The organism is Rhizobium sp. BK275 (genome assembly GCF_014193555.1).
In the GTDB taxonomy this organism is placed as follows: Bacteria; Pseudomonadota; Alphaproteobacteria; order Rhizobiales; family Rhizobiaceae; genus Rhizobium.
This window is the reverse complement of record NZ_JACHZL010000006.1, coordinates 323,934-345,673: the sequence shown is the minus strand read 5'-3', so window position 1 is coordinate 345,673 and position 21,740 is coordinate 323,934. Positions and strand designations below refer to the sequence as shown.

The 21,740-nt window shown below is 58.0% G+C and carries 17 protein-coding genes, 1 tRNA gene and 1 pseudogene; 15 read left to right on the top strand and 4 right to left on the bottom strand.

What is annotated here, in order from left to right:
• The first annotated feature begins 2 nt into the window (after window positions 1-2).
• Both FHT82_RS20565 and FHT82_RS20560 read left to right on the top strand, forming a co-directional pair.
• Window positions 3-92: transfer RNA gene (locus tag FHT82_RS20565), tRNA-Ser, on the top strand.
• Window positions 93-287: 195 nt separating this feature from the next.
• The gene (locus FHT82_RS20560) at window positions 288-2,801 is read left to right on the top strand and encodes a toll/interleukin-1 receptor domain-containing protein (protein WP_183734532.1); all 2,514 of its coding nucleotides are present in this window, start codon (window positions 288-290) and stop codon (window positions 2,799-2,801) included.
• Window positions 2,802-3,209: 408 nt separating this feature from the next.
• Here FHT82_RS20560 and FHT82_RS20555 read toward each other — a convergent pair whose 3' ends face one another.
• Window positions 3,210-4,154 (bottom strand): LysR family transcriptional regulator, encoded by a 945-nt coding sequence (locus tag FHT82_RS20555; protein ID WP_183734531.1) that lies wholly within the window; start codon window positions 4,152-4,154, stop codon window positions 3,210-3,212.
• 169 nt (window positions 4,155-4,323) lie between these two features.
• Between FHT82_RS20555 and FHT82_RS20550 the strand changes: the two are divergent.
• Together FHT82_RS20550 and FHT82_RS20545 are read left to right on the top strand one after the other, a co-directional pair.
• Window positions 4,324-5,815, top strand: a pseudogene (locus tag FHT82_RS20550) (MFS transporter).
• Window positions 5,816-5,991: 176 nt separating this feature from the next.
• Window positions 5,992-6,249, top strand: coding sequence for a DUF2934 domain-containing protein (locus tag FHT82_RS20545; protein WP_183734530.1), 258 nt, complete (start codon window positions 5,992-5,994; stop codon window positions 6,247-6,249).
• Window positions 6,250-6,425: 176 nt separating this feature from the next.
• Here FHT82_RS20545 and FHT82_RS20540 read toward each other — a convergent pair whose 3' ends face one another.
• A complete protein-coding gene (locus tag FHT82_RS20540; protein WP_183734529.1) occupies window positions 6,426-7,070 on the bottom strand; it encodes a ThuA domain-containing protein in 645 nt (214 codons plus the stop codon).
• Window positions 7,071-7,396: 326 nt separating this feature from the next.
• Between FHT82_RS20540 and galE the strand changes: the two genes are divergently transcribed.
• Together galE and FHT82_RS20530 are read left to right on the top strand one after the other, a co-directional pair.
• On the top strand, window positions 7,397-8,380 hold the full coding sequence (gene galE / locus FHT82_RS20535; protein WP_183734528.1) for a UDP-glucose 4-epimerase GalE: 984 nt from the start codon (window positions 7,397-7,399) through the stop codon (window positions 8,378-8,380).
• A complete protein-coding gene (locus tag FHT82_RS20530) occupies window positions 8,358-9,902 on the top strand; it encodes an alkaline phosphatase family protein (RefSeq protein ID WP_183734527.1) in 1,545 nt (514 codons plus the stop codon). Before galE ends, FHT82_RS20530 begins: the two co-directional genes overlap by 23 nt.
• A gap of 109 nt (window positions 9,903-10,011) precedes the next feature.
• On the opposite strand, the gene FHT82_RS20525 is transcribed toward FHT82_RS20530, so the two are convergent.
• Entirely contained in the window at window positions 10,012-10,515 is a 504-nt protein-coding gene (locus FHT82_RS20525; RefSeq protein WP_183734526.1) for a DUF1993 domain-containing protein, read from the bottom strand.
• A 386-nt stretch (window positions 10,516-10,901) separates the two neighbouring features.
• Here FHT82_RS20525 and FHT82_RS20520 point away from each other — a divergent pair, with 386 nt between their 5' ends.
• The 3 genes from FHT82_RS20520 to FHT82_RS20510 all read left to right on the top strand — a co-directional run bounded on the left by FHT82_RS20520 (window position 10,902) and on the right by FHT82_RS20510 (window position 14,511).
• Window positions 10,902-11,831, top strand: coding sequence for a sugar ABC transporter substrate-binding protein (locus FHT82_RS20520; protein WP_183734525.1), 930 nt, complete (start codon window positions 10,902-10,904; stop codon window positions 11,829-11,831).
• Window positions 11,832-11,906: 75 nt separating this feature from the next.
• Window positions 11,907-13,448 (top strand): sugar ABC transporter ATP-binding protein, encoded by a 1,542-nt coding sequence (locus FHT82_RS20515; protein WP_183734524.1) that lies wholly within the window; start codon window positions 11,907-11,909, stop codon window positions 13,446-13,448.
• A gap of 37 nt (window positions 13,449-13,485) precedes the next feature.
• The gene (locus FHT82_RS20510; protein ID WP_183734523.1) at window positions 13,486-14,511 is read left to right on the top strand and encodes an ABC transporter permease; all 1,026 of its coding nucleotides are present in this window, start codon (window positions 13,486-13,488) and stop codon (window positions 14,509-14,511) included.
• 72 nt (window positions 14,512-14,583) lie between these two features.
• On the opposite strand, the gene FHT82_RS20505 is transcribed toward FHT82_RS20510, so the two are convergent.
• Window positions 14,584-15,114: an NUDIX hydrolase gene (locus FHT82_RS20505; RefSeq protein ID WP_183734522.1), complete on the bottom strand. Its 531-nt coding sequence runs from the start codon at window positions 15,112-15,114 to the stop codon at window positions 14,584-14,586.
• A gap of 211 nt (window positions 15,115-15,325) precedes the next feature.
• On the opposite strand from FHT82_RS20505, the gene FHT82_RS20500 reads away from it, so the two are divergent.
• Genes FHT82_RS20500 through FHT82_RS20475 form a run of 6 tightly spaced genes read left to right on the top strand, consistent with a single transcriptional unit; the run spans window position 15,326 to window position 21,657 of the window.
• Window positions 15,326-16,384: a dipeptidase gene (locus FHT82_RS20500; RefSeq protein ID WP_183734521.1), complete on the top strand. Its 1,059-nt coding sequence runs from the start codon at window positions 15,326-15,328 to the stop codon at window positions 16,382-16,384.
• A gap of 47 nt (window positions 16,385-16,431) precedes the next feature.
• The gene (locus FHT82_RS20495) at window positions 16,432-18,069 is read left to right on the top strand and encodes an ABC transporter substrate-binding protein (protein ID WP_183734520.1); all 1,638 of its coding nucleotides are present in this window, start codon (window positions 16,432-16,434) and stop codon (window positions 18,067-18,069) included.
• 21 nt (window positions 18,070-18,090) lie between these two features.
• A complete protein-coding gene (locus FHT82_RS20490) occupies window positions 18,091-19,158 on the top strand; it encodes an ABC transporter permease (RefSeq protein ID WP_183734519.1) in 1,068 nt (355 codons plus the stop codon).
• Window positions 19,155-20,081 carry an ABC transporter permease gene (locus FHT82_RS20485; protein ID WP_183734518.1) on the top strand — a complete coding sequence of 309 codons (927 nt, stop codon included), beginning with the start codon at window positions 19,155-19,157 and terminating at the stop codon, window positions 20,079-20,081. Before FHT82_RS20490 ends, FHT82_RS20485 begins: the two co-directional genes overlap by 4 nt.
• Window positions 20,078-20,911: an ABC transporter ATP-binding protein gene (locus tag FHT82_RS20480; RefSeq protein WP_183734517.1), complete on the top strand. Its 834-nt coding sequence runs from the start codon at window positions 20,078-20,080 to the stop codon at window positions 20,909-20,911. Before FHT82_RS20485 ends, FHT82_RS20480 begins: the two co-directional genes overlap by 4 nt.
• Complete coding sequence (locus FHT82_RS20475; RefSeq protein WP_183734516.1) at window positions 20,908-21,657, top strand: ABC transporter ATP-binding protein; 750 nt, start codon at window positions 20,908-20,910, stop codon at window positions 21,655-21,657. The genes FHT82_RS20480 and FHT82_RS20475 overlap by 4 nt, the downstream gene beginning before the upstream one ends.
• Window positions 21,658-21,740: the final 83 nt, after the last annotated feature.

Sequence of the window (21,740 nt, the reverse complement as noted above, 5' to 3'; positions counted from 1 at the left end):
GCGGAGAGGTGGCAGAGTGGTCGAATGCACCGCACTCGAAATGCGGCATACCTGCAAGGGTATCGTGGGTTCAAATCCCACCCTCTCCGCCATGCTGGGCTTTGGGCCGTAAGTTTCCCTGTGATCTTCTGACTTCTACGCATCTTAGATGTCGGTGTCGAAATTGGCTAGAACCGCACTTCCGGCGCCCTGCGTTCATATTCGTCACACAGGGCGAGTGTGGTGGCTTGCCTTGATACAGCGGCGCGCATAGCGTGTAACAACGCAGGCAACCAAAGGTCCCCACCATGAAGGCTTTCCTCTCGCACTCATCTAAAGACAAAGGGTATGTCGAGGGGGTTGCGTCTTTACTCAGGCCGGGAAGCTATGAGCTCGACTCTGAGACCTTCGATGCTGGCCTTGTTAACTCTCAGGCAATTGTGAAAGCTTTGCAGAGGGTCGACTTATTTTGTCTGTTTCTGTCTGAAAACAGCGTTAATTCGGCATATGTCGAATTCGAGCTCCTACTGGGTTTGGAATTCATCGCGAGCGGAAGAATTGCGAGATTTCTAGCTATCTGCTTGGATGATGTTGCATTCGCTCAGGCCTCCAGCAACGCGAAATTCTTCAACATCGTCAGAAAAACCTTAACACCTGAGGGTGCGGCTAGACTGATCGAAGGGACTTTGATCTCAGTGAAGCAGGCTGCTGAAAGTTCGTTTCATCCGTTCTTAGGTCGAGAAACAGAGCTGAAAGAGCTTGAGGATCAGATCTCAGATCATAACCGACCCCCTGCCAAAGGCATATTTATCTCTGGTAATTTTGGGTCCGGCAGAAGAAGTCTCGCTCGAAGCTTTTACCAGAGCCACTACCCTCGCTCAGGGAGGGTCATACCGGGCGTAAAAGTCGATGCGTTTTCCAGTATTCATGAACTTTATCGGAATATTCTCACCACTTTGCGTCCCACGTTGACCGCTAGAGAATTCAGAGAGCGCATACAAGCGTTCGAACTTGCGGGCATCGATGAGAAGCGCCGCCAAACTGCTGATTTGCTGAATGGCTTGCTGCCCGCACAAGAAACGGCGTTCCTTATCGATAATGGGGGTATTCTCACGGACTCCGGAGCGCTTACCGAAGAGCTGGATGCGGTGATCTCAAAACTTTCCCCCAGACCCCACCCACCAGCAATCATAATTGCGCCGCGAATGACGCCGAAGAAGCTAAGGAGATCCCAGAACGATATTGCATATGTCGGTGTCCGCGCTCTTCCATATGAGTCGGCGAAGCGACTGCTGTCGCGGCTTACCAAGGACAAAGACATTACTCTTTCGATTGAAGCCCTAGATACCCTAATTAAGTTGAGTGATGGCCACCCGTTTAATATATATAGACTTGTTGAAGAAATTTCAGAGCGCGGAGTTGAAGCTTTTCTTGCGAGTCCGAGCGATTTTATTGATTGGAAGCATAGGCAGAGCTCTGAATACGTATCCAAAATCGAATTTAACGATATAGAACTTAAAATTCTCGCAATTCTGCGGACCGTCCCTGAGCTGGATTTTAGCGCAATCGTTGCCGCACTAGAAATTGATGCCCAGTCTGTTAGCGATGCTTTGTCGAGACTAGCTAATCTCCACGTGGTTGATGGTGACGGGGATCGGTTTCAAGTCTCACCTGCGGTCCTTGTTGCGGTTGAGCGCGACAAACGCGTTAAGATTCCCCGCGATGTCGAGCAGAATGCTATGCGAAGTATCGCCAACTCGCTGTCTGTGAGGCTTGAGGAGGGAACGGCGCCCGTTGCGCTCGTAGACACCGCTATCTTGGCGTCTCTGAGTACCAATGACGAAATGTCCGGCTTTGCGTCGGCTTTTCTCTTGCCGTCTCACTATGTCTGGATGGCAAAGCGATCTTACGACCAGCGGGCATGGGAACGGAGCATTCGCTATGCTCAGGAGGGCTTAAAAGGATCCGATCGACTATCATTAGAGGGAGTAGTTGCTGCTTGCCGATACATCTGTTTGCCCGCGGCGAGAACGGGAGATGTGGTCGCGTTTGACGGAGGAATCAAAAAGCTCAAGGGCCTAAATGGAAATGATTGGGTAAAGAGCAACATAGCATTTTTTGAGGGTTTCAATGCTCGCTTGAAGGGGCGTCTCCCGACGGCTGAAAAGTTTTTCCGGGAGTCATATGATTTCTCCCCTGGAAATATTTCCGCCGCTCGAGAGATTGCTGCTATTTGCTTGGCTAGAGATAATCTTGATGAAGCTGAAAAATTTGCTCGAGAGGCATTCAGTTACGCTCAGCGTAACCCGTATGTAGTCGATATTCTTCTGGCCGTCCTCGTGAGGAAACATGGGCGCAATGCCAAGCGTGTAACAGAAATCAACGATATGTTTGATATCTTATCGAAAGTGGGGGAGGAGGGCGGAAAGTCTTTTTACACCACGCGAAAAGCGGAATTCGAACATTTATGGGGAAATAACAAAGAGGCCCTCCGCTTGATTGAGAGTGCAATCGTGAAAACACCAACATTATTTGAGCCCCAACGTATATATGCTGAGATTTTATTGAAGGACGGCAATAAAAGCAGGGCATTGTCTGTTCTGGACGGCATGCGAGAGATGGTAGGTCCGCGGGATGTTGAGGATAGTAGGACTAACTATCGCGCATACCTTGTAACTTATGCTCACTATCTCGTTGAGATCGGAGAGTGGGATCAGGCAAAGAAGATTTACGATGATGAAGCAATTTTTACAGAACACGAACGGAAAACAGCCGTTAAGGAGATTGAGGTTACACAAAGCTACAGCACGAAAAAACTTTAAAATACGCATATGACTCGCCCTGCACTATGCCGAAGCAGCCTTTCGCCTTTCCTGTGTTGCTGATCACAGAGACTATCGGCGAGAAAGGTTGAGTCCGAGATGGACGTGAGGAGAAAGAGGGGACGTCGGGAGAAGTCAGCGGTGAGAAAGGCCCATTTGTTTTCGGGGCCTGCATAGGATGCATAACTTGCATAGGCAGTTTCAGCGGCTCTATAGGAAATGTCAGATTCAATGCCTGTCATGTCACCGTCTGACATTTCCCACACGACCAATGAAAAATCCTATGCAAGTTATGCATCCTATGCGCTGAGGTATTCGAAGGCCTGTCATTTGGACTCGGAATTTGGTTGGCCGGCACGATGCATATCCGCTTCGACGAGGCCATCACGATCACGGCAATGCAGGCATTCAATGTCTCGGAGAATGCAGCGCTGACGTATCTTTTGCGTAGCTCTCACATTGATCGGAAAACAGTTTTTCGCTCAGGAAATCGACGAGGACGCGGACCTTGGGCGAGAGGTGCCGGTTGGAGGGCCAGAGCAGGTGGAACTGGGCGGGGGCGTCTATATGGGCGTCGAGCACGGTGCGCAGCCTGCCGTCGGCCAGCGGGTCGCGGGCGAGGAAATCGGGCATGCAGCCGATGCCCATGCCGCTGATGGTGGCGCCGCGAAGGGCTTCCATGTTGTTGCAGGTCAGAACGGTGCGGGTTCTGATTTCCGGATGGTCGGCGGCGAGGCTGAGCGGCCAGGGCTGCAGCTTTCCGGAATTCGGGAAGCGGAACCGGACGCTCCGATGGCCTTCGAGGTCACGGGGGCAATCCGGTGTTCCGTATTTTTCCAGATAGGCAGGCGCGGCGCACAGCAAAAGCTGAAACGGGCGAAGTGCGCGCGACATCAGTCTCGAGTCTGGTAAGGTCCCGCTGCGGATTGCAACATCGACGCCCTCTTCGATCAGGTCGACGATCCGGTCGTTGAAGTCGAGATCCAGTTCGACCTCCGGGTAGAGGTTCACGAATTCCGGCAGGATCGGCAGGATCAGATGGTAGCTGACCAGCGGTACGCTGACGCGCAGCCGTCCCCGAGGGATTGCCACAGCCTGAGCGAGCGAGGCCTGGGCGTCTTCCAAATCATCGAGGATACGCCGGCAGCGCTCATGGAAGAGGCGGCCTTCTTCCGTCAGCCGCAGGCTCCGTGTCGAGCGCTGGAACAGGCGGACGCCGAGCTGTTGTTCAAGTGCGGTCACAGCCTTGCCGACAGCGGAGGGCGAGAGGCCGAGCGCGCGGCCGGCGGCAACGAAACTTCCAAGGTCAGCGGTTCTGACGAAGGCAGTCAGGCCTCCCAATGGCTGATCCATCTGCAGATCCATTCGAGCGATTTCTTCCACTATGAGCGGAACAAACCATAGGTTATCGAAGAATTATCCTCAATTTATGCTGATTTCCGCATTCGAAGTCCAGGTGTTTCGACGCCTCCCGCGCGGGCCTCCCAAGCGTGTCTTCATCCTCGAACCAGCGGATATCTTTATGACCGTCACTCACAAGTCCAAACCTACAAGTATTGCAGAGAAAATCTTCGTTCTGATCGCCGTCTGCTCGGCAGCCGCGGCCATGCCGCTCACCTTCACCGGTCCGGCCGTCGCCCTGCCGGCAATCAGTGGTGAACTCGGCGGCAGCCCCATTGCCCATAACTGGGTCACCAATGCCTTCATGCTGACATTCGGCAGCACATTGATGGCGGCCGGAGCGCTGGCAGACAGTTATGGCCGCAAGCGCATCTTCCTGTGTGGCCTCGCAGCCTTCATCCTGTTTTCCGGCGGGCTTGCCTTTTCGCCTGATATCGTCTGGTTCGACGGCCTTCGTGCGCTCCAAGGTTTCGGCTCGGCCGCGGCCTTTTCCGGCGGGATGGCATCGCTGGCCCAGGAGTTCGACGGAAAGGAGCGCATGCGCGCCTTCAGCCTCGTCGGTGCAAGCTTCGGTGTCGGTCTGGCGTTTGGACCGATGGCGTCGGGCATGATGATCGAGGCCTTCGGTTGGCGGGCGATCTTCGCTCTCGTGGTTGGCCTCGCCACCATCGCCTTCGTTTTCGGGGCAATATTCCTGACGGAAACCCGCGACCCCGAGGCAAGGGGGCTTGATTGGCCAGGCGCGATCAGCTTCACGCTCGCCCTGTCCGGAAAGCGGCTGGGGTGATGCTCTCACGCTTGGGCTCGTTCTCGGCTCTGCGCTGCTGGTGGCCGTCTTCTGTTTTATCGAGCATCTTGTGAAGAGGCCGATGCTTGATCTGACGCTTTTCCGGTATCCTCGCTTTGTCGGTGTGCAGTTGCTGGCAGCGGCTCCGGCCTATGCTTTCGTCGTCTTGCTGATCCTGCTGCCGGTGCGCTTCGTCGGTATCGAGCGCCTCAGCGCGGTTGCCGCCGGGCAGATGATGATCGCGCTTTCCGGTCCGCTTCTCGTTCTGCCGATTGCCGCTGGATTGCTGACCCGGTGGCTGCCGGCAGCGACGATCTGCAGCGTTGGTCTCGTCATTTCGGCTGCCGGCCTCTTCTGGCTTGCCCATATTCCGGTGGGGTCGGATCACGCCCTGCTCATCGGCCCATTGCTGACGATCGGCATTGGCATCAGTCTGCCCTGGGGTCTCATGGACGGGCTCGCCGTCAGTGTTGTGCCAAAAGAGCGCGCCGGCATGACTACCGGGATCTTCAGCACGACGCGTGTCGCCGGCGAGGGTGTGGCGCTCGCGATCGTCAGCGCTGTCCTCTCCGCGCTGACGCGATCGTTTCTCGGATCAAGCCATGAAGCGACAACCGCAGCACAGCGATTAGTAACCGGTGATCTGCATGGTGCGGCCCAGGCCCTTTCCGGCATGGGAGAACTGGAGCTCATTCATGCCTATAACAATGCCTTCAACCTGCTTCTGTGGCTGCTGACCGGCATCACGATCCTGACGGCAATCGTCATTTTCACATTCATGGGACGAGGCACCGGCGAGATGGCGGAAGAGTCTATCACTGCCTGAAATATTGGGGCGGATCGACGTTTCCGCCCTTTTAACTATAGCTGCCGAAAAACTACTCTGCGTGACGTAATTTATCCTGCAAAATTACATCCCGCAGTAACGACTCCTAAAGTCCCGTTTGGCACTTTATTCCTATTGATATTGTTTTGGCGTATTTACTCGCTGGGGTTTTCTAAATGAGTCGTAATCGGGACGATTGGGTCAGCCAGCGGGCTTATGCCATCTGGGAAGAGGAAGGCCGACCGCATGATCGGGGCGAAAGCCATTGGGCGCAGGCGCTGAGGGAATTTCAGCAACTCGAAGCCACCAAGGCTTCTGCCGACGGAAGCGATCTCATCGAAAAGCTTAAGGCAGCCGGACGCTTGATGCGTGCCCATGACGAAGCTGAGGTGCAGGACAATCGACACAGCCATCGCAGGACAGCCGCTCGCTAGGCTCGGCTGAGACCGGCGTCGCAGAGGCGCTTTTATATACTGAATGTTAGTCAGCCGTCGGCTTTTTTGTTGTCAGGCCGGCTTGTTCGCAAGCATGATGTGAACGTTCCTCGGCTCTGTATATTTATCGAAGCCGCCCGGCCAAGTATCGCAGCTCATTGCGGTCCTACCCCTCATTACTGGCGAGCGGCCCAACTGAGGCCGCGCCGGAGAATGAGGGGCATATAGGGGTGGCTGAATTCGGCGGCGACGTGGCCCAGTGCGGAGTAGAACACGCGGCCTTCGCCGAAATGTCGCTTGAAGACGACGGGCATCGCGATATTGCGCGCGGCAGGATCGTACTGGCCGGTGAAGGTCGTGGTGGCCAGGATTTCCACCGAGGGATCGTAGTGCAGATAATACTGCTCCGAGCGGTAGTCGAAGTCCGGAATGCCTTCCATTAACGGATCATCCTGCCGCGTTATGGCAACCTGGAAGTCAATAATATTGCCGGGATGGGCAACCCAGGTGACACCGGAGACGTAGCGGAAGGGTGCGCTTTCCTTGAAGGAAGTAGCAAGGCAGCCGTGATGGCCCCCGAGGCCGAGACCGCCGCGAACAGCTTGGACCAGGGCATCTGCGTGCGGCTTTTCCAGCTTCTCGCCGGTAATGACCGGCACCAGAAGATCGGCATTTGCGAGAAGCGGGGAGCCGAAGATGCCGAGGTCATTGGTGATTTCGACTGCAAATCCGTCCTCGCGCAACAATTCGCCAACGATGTTTGCGCAGGGCTCCGGCTCGTGGCCCTGCCAGCCGCCCCAGACGATGATCGCCTTTTTCATATTTTCTTCCTTAAACTCATGCAGCAGGCTTATCGACGATAAACATTATAGTGCTAAGGCTGAGCGGCCAGATGTCGACCGATCTCTTCGACCACGGAAGAGCCGAAATGTCGGCGCCATTCCGACGGCGTTAGCGATATAACGAATGTCTTCGATGCAAAAGGCGTCGGTGTGGCCGGCAGGCCGATCGCGCTGCCCAATGCGCATTCCGTGTGCAAGGCATCTCTAATCTTCTTCTTTTTGCAAATATGTAACCGAGATAACTTTTTACTGACGTGTAATTTGGCTAAGGTCCACGCATCTGTGACTTGTAAAGGGATAGATGCATGGCAGGTGAAACGGTACTGGTCGTCGGCGGCGCTGGTTATATTGGCTCGCACACGTGTCTCGATCTGGCGAACAAGGGCTACAAGCCCGTGGTGTTCGACAATTTTTCCAACGGTCATCGCGAATTCGTCAAATGGGGACCAGCGGAAGAGGGTGACATTCGCGATCGCGCCCGTCTCGATGAGGTGCTGGCAAAGCACAAACCGTCGGCGATCCTGCATTTTGCGGCGCTGATCGAGGTCGGCGAATCAGTCAAGGATCCGGTCTCCTTCTATGAGAACAATGTCATCGGCACGCTGACGCTCCTCTCGGCGGCGCAGGCGGCGGGTATCAATGCCTTCGTCTTCTCCTCTACCTGCGCGACCTACGGTCTGCCCCAGAGCGTGCCACTCGATGAGACGCACCGCCAGGTGCCGATCAATCCCTATGGCCGCACCAAATATATCGTCGAACAGGCGCTTGCCGATTACGACCAGTACAAGAGCCTTCGCTCCGTCGTGCTGCGCTATTTCAACGCTGCCGGCGCCGATTTCGAAGGCCGGATCGGCGAATGGCACCAGCCGGAAACGCATGCGATCCCGCTGGCGATCGACGCAGCCCTGGGGCGCCGCCAGGGCTTCAAGGTTTTCGGCAGCGACTACGAGACGCGCGACGGCACCTGTGTGCGCGACTATATCCACGTTCTCGATCTCGCCGATGCGCACGTGCGCGCCGTCGAATATCTGTTGAGAGGTGGCGAGTCTGTCGCGCTTAACCTCGGCACCGGCACCGGCACGACGGTGAAGGAACTGCTCGGCGCCATCGAAGATGTCTCCAAGAAGCCGTTCCCGGTGGAGTATATCGGCCGTCGCGAGGGCGATTCACATACGCTGGTCGCCAATAACGACAAGGCGCGGGACGTGCTGGGCTGGGTGCCGCAGTATGATCTCTCGCAGATCATTCAGTCGGCCTGGAACTGGCATGCGAGATCAAATCAGCACTGAACGCGGCTCAAAGCCCAACGTTCTCATCGTCACTGCGGATCAATGGCGCGGCGATTGCCTCTCGGCTATGGGGCACGCCTGCGTCAAGACGCCGAATGTAGACGCTCTGGCGAAAGAAGGGACGCTCTTCCGGCGGCACTATGCCGGTGCAGCTCCCTGTTCGCCGGCGCGCGCTACGCTTTATACCGGCCTTTATCAGATGAACCATCGCGTCTGCCGGAACGGATCGCCGCTCGACCGGCGGTTCGATAATCTGGCGCTGGCGGCAAGGCGGGCGGGTTACGATCCGACGCTGTTCGGCTACACGGACACGGCGCCCGATCCCAGAGATATGGATGCCAATGATCCGCATCTGACCACCTATGAAGGCCTGCTGCCGGGTTTCACGGCTCGCCAGCTCCTGCCGGAACATGAAAGACAGTGGCTTTCCTGGCTGCGTTCACGCGGCCACAAGGATGCCGTCAGCCGTGATATCCACATTCCAGTCGGCGCTGCGGCAGGAGAAATCTCCGACGCGGCGCCCGCCTATTCACGTGAAGAAACGCAGACCGCCTTCCTGACCGGCGAATTCATCCGTTGGATGGGGGAGCAGGATGCGCCGTGGTTCGCGCATATTTCCTTTTTGCGGCCGCATCCGCCTTTCTCCGTACCGGAGCCCTTTAACCGCATGTTCAATCCGGGCGAAGGCCCGGCTTTTGCGCGTGCCACCGACTGCGAAACGGAACAGCAGAGCCATCCCTATCTTGCCTATGCGATGCCGCGCGCCGGCAAGGGCAGTTTCATCCGCGGGGCGGAAGGGCCGCTCAGCGACTGGAACGTCGCTGATTTCGATGCCATCCGGTCTATTTACTACGGCATGATCGCCGAAGTGGACGACCAGCTCGGCCACATCTGGCAAGCGCTGAAAGATGCCGGTGAGTGGAACAACACGATCATCGTCTTCACCTCCGATCATGCAGAGATGGCGGGGGATCACTGGATGCTCGGCAAAGGCGGCTATTTCGACGGCAGCTACCATATTCCGCTCGTCATTCGCGATCCCGGCGCGGCCGCAGCCGGTGGTATCGTTGATCATTTTACCAGTGCTACCGATGTGTTTCCGACGCTTTGCGAACGGCTCGGCATTGTGCCTGCCAATGGCATCGACGGCCGCTCGCTTGCATCGTTCCTCGACGGTATCGAAGCGTCGGGCTGGCGGGACGCGGCTTTCTGGGAATTCGATTTCCGCGATATCGCCCATGGCGAGGCGGAGCGGCATTTCGGCCTTCGGTCGAATGAACTGAACCTTGCCGTCATCCGCGACAACAGGTTCAAATATGTGCATTTCACCGCATTGTCGGCGCTGCTCTTCGATCTCTCGGAAGATCCGATGGAATTGCGCAACCTTGCCGACGATCCGGCCTATGCGTCGGTACGGCTCGGCTATGCCGAACGGCTGCTGTCGCTCCGGGCGCGACATCTCGATCAGACACTTGCCTATACCGAACTGACGGAAAAAGGGCCGGTGACGCACCGACCCTGATTAGAGCGCCGTGCGTCCGTTCGGACGCACAAAGGACGCTCTAACTCTTGGAAATTACGCATCAGGCTTTCGAAAATCGGTTCCGATTTTCGGGCCGATGCTCTCGGCATCAGAAGTTTCCGAGGAAATCCCGCTTGCCGACCGGCGCACCCTGATTGCGCAGGATGGCGTGTGCCGTCGTCACGTGGAAATAAAAGTTCGGCAACGCGAAGAGGGCGACATATTCGAGGCCCGGCACGACCAGACCGTTGCGGCCTGGCACCGTGATATCCTTGACGTCGCTCCCTTCCAGAGCCTCCGAAGAGAAGCTGGCTAGATAGGCTTCGGTCTTCGCCATACGCTCGCGCAGTTCGGCGATCGTCGTTTCATTATCCTCGAATTTCGGCGCGTCGGTCGCCGTCAGGCGAGCGAGCGTAAATTTCGCGCTGTCGCTGGCGCGCTGGTACTGACCGGAAAGCGGCAGCATGTCCGGTGCCAGACGCGCGTTTACGAGAATGGTCGGATCGATCTTCTTTTCCTCGGCATAGGCTTCGGCCTTGTCGAGATAGGTTTTCAGGCTGGCAATGCCGCGCTGAAACATGGGTACGGTAAGGCGATACATCGAAATGGACATCTGTCCTGTCTCCAAAATTTTCAAAAAACAGCCGGTGTGCGCAGGCTGTTGGGGCCTCGACTAGATGGGGATCTCTACGGCTTTCACAATAAGTGCCTGTGACGGTTCTTTGCCGATCATGGCCGGATTGCAACAGGCTGATCTCCCACAGTTCACCGCAATAGCGGGCCTCGCGCCGCCAACCGTATCCGAAATCGGCAAAGAGGCTTGACGTCGTTTCGATAAAATGGAATGAATATTCCGCGAGACAAATTTTACGGTTTGTTTGTTCCGTTTTGACGGGGCCGCCACGGGAGAGGCGGCGCGGGATTAAGGCCTGCAGACGGATGTCTGAGGCCCCGGCGTGAGGAGGGTGCAGCCGGGCACCGCTTTGTGGAGGAAATGCAATGAGAAAATTCATTCTGGGCACTGCGATGGCGCTCGTCCTGTCGACGGCCGCCCATGCGGAAACGGTCGGCGTTTCGATGGCCAAATTCGACGACAACTTCCTGACCGTTCTGCGCAACGGCATGACCGATTATGCGAAGACGCTCAATGGCGTCACATTGCAGGTTGAAGACGCGCAGAACGACGTTTCCAAGCAGCAGAGCCAGATCCAGAACTTCATCGCCTCAAAGGTCGATGCGATCATCGTCAACCCTGTCGATACCGATGCGACGACGGCAATGTCGAAGCTTGCGGCCGATGCCGGCATTCCGCTGGTTTACGTCAACCGTCAGCCGGTCAATGTCGACACGCTGCCAGAAAAGCAGGCTTTCGTGGCGTCCAACGAGCAGGAATCCGGCACGCTGGAAACCAAGGAAATCTGCCGTATTCTCGGTGGCAAAGGCAAGGCCGTCGTTATCATGGGCGAGCTTTCCAACCAGGCGGCTCGCATGCGAACCCAGGACGTCCATGATGTCATCAAGACGGACGAATGCAAGGGACTGGAGATCGTGGAAGAACAGACGGCCAACTGGGACCGCACCCAGGGCTCCGACCTGATGACCAACTGGCTCTCCAGCGGCATCGAGTTCGATGCCGTGATCTCCAACAACGACGAAATGGCGATCGGCGCTATCCAGGCGCTGAAGGCGGCCGGCAAGGACATGACCAAGGTCGTCGTCGGCGGTGTCGACGCCACGCAGGACGCGCTTGCCGCCATGCAGGCGGGCGATCTCGATGTGACTGTATTCCAGGACGCCGCCGGCCAAGGCAAGGGGGCGCTCGATGCCGCACTCAAGATTGCCAAGGGCGAAAAGGTCGAGAAGAAGGTCTACATCCCCTTCCAGCTCGTCACGCCTGAAAACGTCAAGGACTTTGTCGCCAAGAACTGAGGCGGGTCGAGACGAACCGGGTGCGGGCCGGAACGCCCGCATCCTTTAAACCTATCCGTATCCGGAGGAAACCAGATGGCTGTCAGCCCGACCACCATGGCCGCGGTTCGCGCAAGTGGCGCAATTCCGAATGCGGAATATCTCCTGACCGCCGAGGGCGTGCGCAAGGAGTTTCCGGGTGTCGTGGCGCTTGATGATGTACAGTTTCGGCTGAAGCGCGGCTCCGTGCATGCGCTGATGGGCGAAAACGGTGCGGGCAAATCCACGCTGATGAAAATTCTTGCCGGCATCTATATTCCCGATAAGGGCGACATCCGGCTGAAAGGCGTGGAAATCCGGTTGCAATCGCCGCTCGATGCGCTGGAAAACGGTATCGCCATGATCCATCAGGAACTGAACCTGATGCCCTTCATGACGGTGGCGGAAAATATCTGGATCCGCCGCGAACCGAAGAACCGCTTTGGCCTCGTCGATCACGGTGCGATGTATCGCCAGACCGAGGAATTGTTTGCCCGGCTCAATATCGCCATCGACCCCGCGATCGAGGTCCGGTATCTCTCGGTTGCCAACCGCCAGATGGTCGAGATCGCCAAAGCGGTCTCCTATAATTCCGACGTGCTGATCATGGACGAGCCGACCTCGGCGCTGACGGAGCGGGAGGTCGAGCATCTCTTCCGCATCATCCGTGATCTGAGAGCGCAGGGTATCGGCATCGTCTACATCACCCACAAGATGAACGAGCTCTTTGAGATCGCCGACGAGTTTTCCGTTTTCCGCGACGGCAAATATATCGGCACGCACGCCTCCACCGACGTCACCCGCGACGACATTATCCGCATGATGGTCGGACGCGAGATCACCCAGATGTTCCCCAAGGAAGATGTGCCGATCGGCGACGTGGTACTGTCGGTCAAGAACCTCAATCTATCAGGCGTCTTCCGCGACGTTTCCTTCGATGTGCGCGCGGGCGAAATCCTCGGAGTGGCGGGCCTCGTCGGCTCGGGTCGGTCGAACGTTGCCGAAACGCTGTTCGGCGTGACGCCGGCGAGCTCCGGCACGATCGAGCTTTTCGGCAAGCAGGTCGAGATCACCTCGCCGACGGTGGCGATCCGCAATCACATGGCCTTTCTTACGGAAGACCGAAAGGACACGGGCTGTCTTCTCATCCTCAACGTTCTCGAAAACATGCAGGTCGCCGTGCTGCACGACAAGTTCGTCAAGGGCGGCTTCGTGCAGGAAGGCGCCATCGAGGAAACCTGCGAGGACATGGCGCGAAAGCTGCGCGTCAAGACGCCGAACCTTTATGAGCGTGTCGAGAACCTCTCGGGCGGCAATCAGCAGAAGGTGCTGATCGGCCGATGGCTGCTCACCAATCCGAAGATTCTGATCCTCGACGAGCCGACGCGCGGCATCGATGTCGGGGCAAAGGCGGAAATCCACCGGCTGGTCACCGAGATGGCGCGCAACGGCGTCGCCGTGATCATGATTTCCTCGGAGATGCCGGAGGTTCTCGGCATGAGCGACCGCATCATGGTGATGCACGAGGGGCGCGTCACCGGTTTTCTCAATCGCGATGAAGCAACGCAGATCAAGGTGATGGAGCTTGCCGCGCAGTGATTGCGTGTGAGCCGGGATCGCTGAAGGGAGGTTTGACATGACTATCAAGGCAGCAGAGGGCGCAGCCCCGCTCGCAACCAGGCCGAGGCGACGGCGCGTGCCGCCTGAACTCAGCATCTTCCTCGTGCTGGTCGGCATTGCGCTCATTTACGAAATCCTCGGCTGGATCTTCATCGGCCAGAGTTTCCTCGTAAATTCACAGCGCCTGACGATCATGATCCTGCAGGTCTCCGTCATCGGCATCATCGCCGTCGGCGTCACCCAGGTCATCATCACCGGCGGTATCGATCTTTCTTCGGGCTCGGTCGTCGGCATGACAGCGATGATCGCAACAAGTTTTGCCCAGTCCTCAAGCTGGGGGCGGGCTGTGTTTCCCTCGCTGACCGATTTGCCTGCCCTCGTGCCTATCGTCGTGGGGCTGTTGATCGGGGCAACCGCCGGCCTCATAAACGGCGCGCTCATCGCCTATACGAAGATCCCTCCGTTCATCGCAACGCTCGGAATGTTCGTTTCGGCCAGGGGGGTGGCCAAGTGGTATACCAAGGGACAGCCGGTTTCGGGGATTACCGAACAGTTCCATTTTATCGGAACCAAGGCATGGCCGGTTGTCGTGTTTCTGATCGTCGCGCTGATCTTCCACATTGCGTTGCGCTACACCCGCTACGGAAAGTTCACCTATGCCATCGGCGCTAATCCGCAGGCGGCCCGCGTTTCCGGCATCAACATCGAGGCGCATCTCGTCAAGGTCTATGTGATCGCGGGATTGCTTGCCGGACTTGCAGGTATCGTCACGGCGGCGCGGGCAGAAACCGCGCAGGCAAGCATGGGCGTCGGATATGAGCTTGATGCGATTGCTGCGACCGTCATCGGCGGTACCTCGCTGACAGGCGGCGTCGGGCGGATCACCGGCACGGTCATCGGCACCATCATCCTCGGCGTCATGACGTCAGGCTTCACTTTCCTCAGGATCGACGCCTATTACCAGGAAATCGTCAAGGGCGTCATCATCATCGCGGCCGTCGTCATCGACGTCTATAGGCAGAAGAAACGAACCAAGCACTGAACCGGAAAAAGGGGCTTCGGCCCCTTCATTGTTTTATGGGGAATGGCTGTGATCACGACGAGGATGCAGGGCTTATGATGTCTTCAGATGGTGCGTGAGTTTCTGACGATCACCCAAAATCATCTCGGACGGAATATCGGCGAGGTAGAAGAGAGCGATTTCCAGTCCCTCTGCGATGGCGTCATCTGTTGGTCCCGGCAGCTCTTCCTCACGCATCCGTGCTTCGAAAACGGTGAGCAGAAAATCGAAGCTTTCGCCTTGTGGTGAAATAAACTTTTTTCGTTCGATTTCGATCGGCTCGACCAGATCCAAGGACACGCCGATTTCTTCTATTATCTCCCGGCGAAATGCGGCGGAGAAATCCTCGCCTTCTTCGACCGTTCCGCCCGGCAGAGACCAGCCGGTATGCATGCCGCTTCTCTTCGCCAGGACGATTTGGCCTCTGGCATTATGGATGATGCCGATCGCTCCACCCAATGCCCGGCGGGAAAAGTGCTTATGTTTCTGTGCCTCAAAATCGGCTTCCGGTAAGGGCTGGTCGGCGGCCGTCAGTCTGGCATCCGGGTATTGTCGAATAAGCGCCTGGAAAATTTCCTCACTCATGGGGTTCTCTCAAATCATTGGCAGAAAAGACATTCCGCGGCGATTCAGCCTGTGGACCGCGGCATCCAGGGTATTTGCGACGTTACCTTTTTGCATCGCAAAATTGCATGCTTTCCACATTGCGCATTTGTAAAAAAATAGGTGGCGCTTTCCGTCAGCTTTTCTATTCTTGCCGCTTCGATCCGCCCGTTCGGGCAGCGCAGGAAAGCAGATGCAACTCGTATTCGACGGCCACAACGACGTTCTCCTTCGACTCTGGACCCATGCGAAAGACGGTAGCGATCCGGTTGCGGAATTCGCTGATCGCACGACAGCAGGGCATATAGATGCTCCCCGGGCGAGGGCGGGCGGTCTGGCTGGTGGCCTCTGCGCCATCTACATTCCGTCGGGCGATCTGGTCTTTGCCGATCCCGATGCGAACGGCCACTACGCGACGCCGCTTGCCGCCCCTCTCGATCCGCTGCCGTCGCTCGCGATCGCCACGGAAATGGCGGCGATCGCGCTCAGGCTCGACCGTGCCGGCGCCTGGAAGCTCTGCCGTTCGGTCAAGGATATCCGCAAAGCGATGGCATCAGGCATTTTCGCCGCCGTCATGCATATCGAAGGCTGTGAGGCGATCGGCGCCGATCTCGCCGCGCTCGAAGTCTTCCATGCCGCTGGCCTGCGTTCGCTGGGGCCGGTCTGGAGCCGCCACAACATTTTCGGCCATGGCGTGCCCTTCGCTTTCCCCAGTTCGCCGGATACGGCGCCGGGCCTGACGGAAGCCGGCTTCGCGCTGGTGCGCGAGTGCAACCGTCTCGGCATCATGATCGATCTCGCCCATATCACCGAAAAGGGTTTCTGGGATGTGGCGGAGACGACCGACCAACCGCTCGTCGCCAGCCATTCCAACGTCCACGCGCTGACGCAGGTGGCGCGCAACCTCACCGACAGGCAGCTCGATGCGATCCGCGAGAGCCGCGGTCTCGTCGGCGTGAACTATGCCACCGCCATGCTGCGACCAGATGGCCGCTCCGAGGCAGACACGCCGCTCTCCGACATGATCCGCCATATCGATTACCTCGTGAACCGCGTCGGGATCGACTGCGTGGCGCTCGGTTCGGATTTCGATGGTGCTACCATTCCGGAAGAAATCGGCGATGCTTCGGGCAACCAGAAGCTGATTGCCGCTCTCCGGCAAGCTGGCTATGGTGCGGAAGACTTGACCAAAATGGCCAGCGAAAACTGGCTTCGCATTCTGGCTTCGGCGTGGAGGGAAGAGGACGTCTGAAACCAAATAATACTTAGTAATCAATCAAAACAGGGGAACAAACCACGATGATTACCAAACTCAACCGTAGCTTCCGACTTCTTTCCGCGGGAGCGGCCCTTTCGCTCCTGATGGTAGCTGCGCCTGCTGCTTTCGCTGAGACGCCGAAGGATACGCTCGTTGAAGGTTTTGCCATCGACGACATCATCACGATGGATCCGGGCGAGGCTTTCGAGCTTTCGACAGCAGAAGTCACCAGCAATACCTACAGCCTGCTCGTTCGCCTCGACATGAACGACACGTCGAAGATCAAGGGCGATCTCGCCGACAGCTGGACCGTTTCCGATGACGGCCTGACCTATACGTTCAAGCTGAAGCCGGATCTGAAGTTCGCCTCCGGCAACCCGATCACTGCCGAAGACGTGGCCTGGTCCTTCGAGCGTGCCGTCAAGCTCGACAAGAGCCCGGCCTTCATTCTTACTCAGTTCGGTCTGACCGGTGACAATGTCACCGAAAAGGCAAAGGCTGTCGATCCGACCACCTTTACCTTCACCGTCGATAAGCCCTATGCGCCGAGCTTCGTGCTGAACTGCCTGACGGCAACCGTCGCTTCCGTCGTCGACAAGAAGCTGGTCATGGATCATGTGAAGTCCGTCACCGTCGATGCCGACCACAAGTATGACAACGATTTCGGCAATGAGTGGCTGAAGACGAATTATGCCGGTTCCGGTGCCTTCAAGCTGCGCGAATGGCGTGCCAACGAAGTCGTCGTCATGGAACGCAACGACAATTACTACGGCGAAAAGGCAAAGCTTGCCCGCGTCATCTATCGCTACATGAAGGAGAGCTCGGCGCAGCGCCTGGCGCTCGAGGCCGGCGATATCGATATCGCCCGCAACCTGGAGCCGGGTGATCTCGATGCCGTTTCCAAGAATGCGGATCTGGCGACAACCAATGCGCCGAAGAGCACGGTCTATTACGTCAGCCTCAACAGCAAGAACGAGAACCTGAAGAAGCCTGAAGTCCAGGAAGCCTTCAAGTATCTCGTCGATTACGACGCGATCGGTGCGACCCTCATCAAGGGTATCGGCGAGATCCACCAGACCTTCCTGCCGACCGGCCAGCTCGGTGCGCTGAACGAGAACCCCTACAAGCTCGACGTCGCCAAGGCGAAGGAACTGCTCGCCAAGGCGGGTCTGCCGGATGGTTTCTCGGTCACCATGGATGTGCGCAACACGCAGCCGGTAACCGGCATTGCCGAATCCATGCAGCAGACGCTCGCCCAGGCCGGCGTGAAGATGGAAATCATTCCCGGCGACGGCAAGCAGACGCTGACCAAGTACCGCGCCCGCACGCACGACATGTATATCGGCCAATGGGGCTCGGACTATTTCGACCCGAACTCCAACGCCGACACCTTCACCTCCAACCCTGACAATTCCGACGCCGGTACGGTGAAGACGCTCGCATGGCGCAATACCTGGGAAGCGCCCGAGCTCGACAAGGTGACGAAGGCTGCCCTGCTCGAACGCGACGCTGCCAAGCGCGCCGCCATGTATGAGGATGTCCAGAAGAAGTTCCTGGCCAACAGCCCGTTCGTCATCATCTTCCAGCAGATTGAAGTGGCGGGCTATCGCAAGAGCCTTAAGGACTTCAAATTGGGGCCGAGCTTCGACACCAACTATGTAGGCCCGATCGCGAAGTGATGAGCCGGCTAGGCTGATCCAGTGAGCATCGTCGAAACAAGACAGGAGGCGCGGCCCCGCAAGGGCCGTGCACTCTCCTTTGCAAAGGCGCTGGGGCGCTTCCTCTTCGCCGCCGTCACCACCTATCTCGGCCTTCTGGCCGTCACCTTCTTCATCGGCCGCGTCGTGCCGATCGATCCCGTGCTCGCCATTCTCGGCGACCGCGCACCGAGCCATGTCGTGGAGCGCGTGCGCCGCGAGATGGGCTTCGACCTGCCGCTCTACGAACAGTTCTATATTTACCTGAAAGGCATCCTTTCCGGCGATTTCGGTACTTCAGTCCTGACCACCAATCCGGTCATGGTTGATATTCGCCGTGTCTTTCCGGCGACGCTGGAGCTTGCGACCGTCGGCACGATCATCGGATCGGTCATCGGCGTGCCACTCGGCGTGCTGGCCGCTGTGCGCCGTGGCAGCATTGCCGACCAGGTCGTCCGCGTCATCGGCCTTGTCGGTTATTCGGTGCCGATCTTCTGGCTGGCACTGATCTCCCTCGTCATCTTCTATGCGCAACTGCGCTGGGTGGCTTTCCCCGGCCGCATCGATATCGTCTACGAATACAGTTTTACGCCGGTCACCGGCTTCTATCTTCTCGACAGTGCGTGGCAGGGGCAGTGGGATGTCTTTTATGATGTCTTCCGCCACATCATCCTGCCGGCCTGCCTGCTCGGTTATTTTTCGCTCGCCTATATCAGCCGCATGACCCGCAGCTTCATGCTGAACGAGCTGTCGCAGGAATATGTGGTGGCGGCCCGCGCCAAGGGGCTTTCGGAAACGCGGGTGATCTGGGGCCATGCGCTGAGAAATGCGGCGGTGCCGCTGGTGACCGTCATCGCACTCTCCTATGCCGGCCTGCTTGAAGGCTCGGTGCTGACGGAGACGGTTTTTTCCTGGCCTGGTATAGGCCTCTACATCACCAATTCGCTGCAGAGTGCCGATATGAACGCCGTGCTTGGCGGCACGATCGTTATCGGCACGGTCTTTGTCGGCATCAATCTCATTTCCGATCTTCTTTATCGGATACTCGACCCGAGGACGCGCAACCGATGACGGTTCCTTCCACGCCGATCAGCCGCCGCGAGTGGCTGCTGTCCGACCGCCCTCAGTCGCGCATGCAGGCCCGGCTCGGCCGCGCCTATGTCACGTGGCGGCAGTTTACCGCGAACCGGCTCGCCGTCGTCGGCCTGCTCATCATCGTGGCGCTGCTGCTGATTGCTGCCTTTGCCAATGTCATCGCCACTCACAATCCCGTTGTCGGCGATCTCAAGAATGCCCGCTTACTGCCGCCCGGTAGCGCCGGCTATCTGCTCGGCACCGATGATCAGGGCCGCGATATCTTCTCGCGCCTCGTTTACGGTTCGCGGCTGACGCTGCTCGTTGTCGTGCTGGTCGCCATCATCTCGGCACCGGTCGGCCTCATTGTCGGTACGGTGTCGGGTTATGCCGGCGGATGGGTGGATGCGACGCTGATGCGCATCACCGATATCTTCCTTGCCTTTCCGAAGCTGGTTCTGGCGCTCGCCTTCGTCGCAGCGCTTGGACCGGGCATCCAGAACGCCATCATCGCCATTGCCATCACGTCCTGGCCGCCCTATGCGCGCATCGCCCGCGCCGAGACGCTGACGGTTCGCCGCTCCGATTACATATCGGCGGTTAAACTGATGGGCGCCTCGCCGTTGCGGATCATCGTGCGGCACGTCATGCCGCTCTGCATGTCCTCGCTGATCGTTCGTGTAACCCTCGACATGGCGGGCATCATCCTGACCGCTGCCGGCCTTGGCTTCCTCGGTCTCGGTGCCCAGCCGCCGCTGCCGGAATGGGGGGCGATGATTGCCTCCGGCCGCCGTTTCATCCTCGACCAATGGTGGGTCGCGGCCATGCCCGGCATCGCCATCCTCGTCGTCAGCCTCGGCTTCAACCTTCTGGGTGACGGCCTGCGCGATGCGCTCGATCCGAAGGAGGCCGGCCAATGAGTTCGCTTCTGACTGTGAAAAACCTGCGAGTCAGCTATCCGACCCGCACCGGTGTGATCGAAGCCGTACGCGGCGTTTCGTTCACGCTCGGCAAGGAGCGACTTGGTATCGTCGGCGAATCCGGCTCCGGCAAATCGCAGACCGGCCGCGCCATTATGGGCCTGACGCCAAAGCACGGCATCGTTACCGCCGACACATTGAATTTCAGCGGCATCGATCTTCTGAAGGCTTCGGCTGTCGAACGGCGCAGGCTGCGCGGCAAGCGCATCGCCATGATCCTGCAGGATCCGAAATATTCGCTCGATCCGGTCATGACCATCGGCAAGCAGATCTGCGAAACGCTGCGCACGCATGAGAAGGTTGGCAAGGGTGAGGCGCGCGACCGTGCGCTTTCCATGCTGGAAGCAGTGCAGATCCGCGACCCCCATCGGGTCTTCGATCTCTATCCGCACGAGGTTTCGGGCGGCATGGGCCAGCGCGCGATGATCGCCATGATGCTGATCGCTGGGCCGGAATTGCTGATTGCCGACGAGCCTACCTCGGCCCTCGACGTTACGGTCCAGCTCGACGTGCTCAGGATCATGGACCGGCTGGTGTCCGAACGCGGCATGGGGTTGATCTTCGTCTCCCACGATCTGAGGCTGGTCTCCTCCTTCTGCGACCGCGTCATCGTCATGTATGCCGGCCGGATCGTCGAAGAGATCGCCGCATCCGAGCTTCGCAACGCGAAGCATCCCTATACGCAGGGGCTGCTCAACTGCATGCCGCAGATCGGTGAAAACAGGCATCCGCTGCCCGTCCTCGACCGCAAACCGGAGTGGGCTGCATGAGTACAGCGCTATCTGCAGACCATCTCGGTGTCGTCTACGACCATTTTTATGCGCTGAAGGATGTGAGTGTCTCCATCGAAAGTGGCGAATCCTTCGGGCTCGTCGGTGAGTCCGGCTCGGGCAAGTCGACGTTGCTGCGAGCCGTTGCAGGGCTCGCGCCCGTCAGCGAGGGTATCGTCCGCGTTCACGGCGAGGTTCTGAAGGGTGTAAAGCGCAGCAGGAACTTTTACCGAAGCGTCCAGATGGTGTTTCAAGACCCCTACGGCTCGCTGCATCCTCGCCAAACCGTCGACCGGCTGCTTCTAGAACCGCTGGCGATCCATGGCATAGGTGATAGCGAGAAGCGCATTGCCCGCGCGCTCGACGAGGTCGGGCTCGGCAATGGCTTCCGCTTCCGCTATCCGCATCAGCTTTCCGGCGGCCAGCGGCAGCGTGTGGCGATTGCCCGCGCACTGATCGTCGAACCGTCGATCCTGTTGCTCGATGAGCCGACATCGGCGCTCGATGCCTCCGTGCAGGCCGAAGTTCTCAACCTTCTCGAACAGATCCGCCGCGACCGGAACCTAACCTTCGTCATGGTCAGCCATGATCTCGGTGTCATCACCCATATGTGTGGGAGGCTTGCTGTGATGCGTGGCGGTGCCGTCGTTGAACGGCTGACATCGGCTGAACTTGCCGCCGGCAGTGTTCACGAAGAGTACACGCGAAATTTGATGATCGCGAGCAAGGGTTTCGTAAAGGCTTGAAAGCCAATGTTTTCAAACCTTTGAAAAATCTCGCACCGCGTCGACGTTAAGGATAATGGTTTCCTAAAACACGACCATTCGAC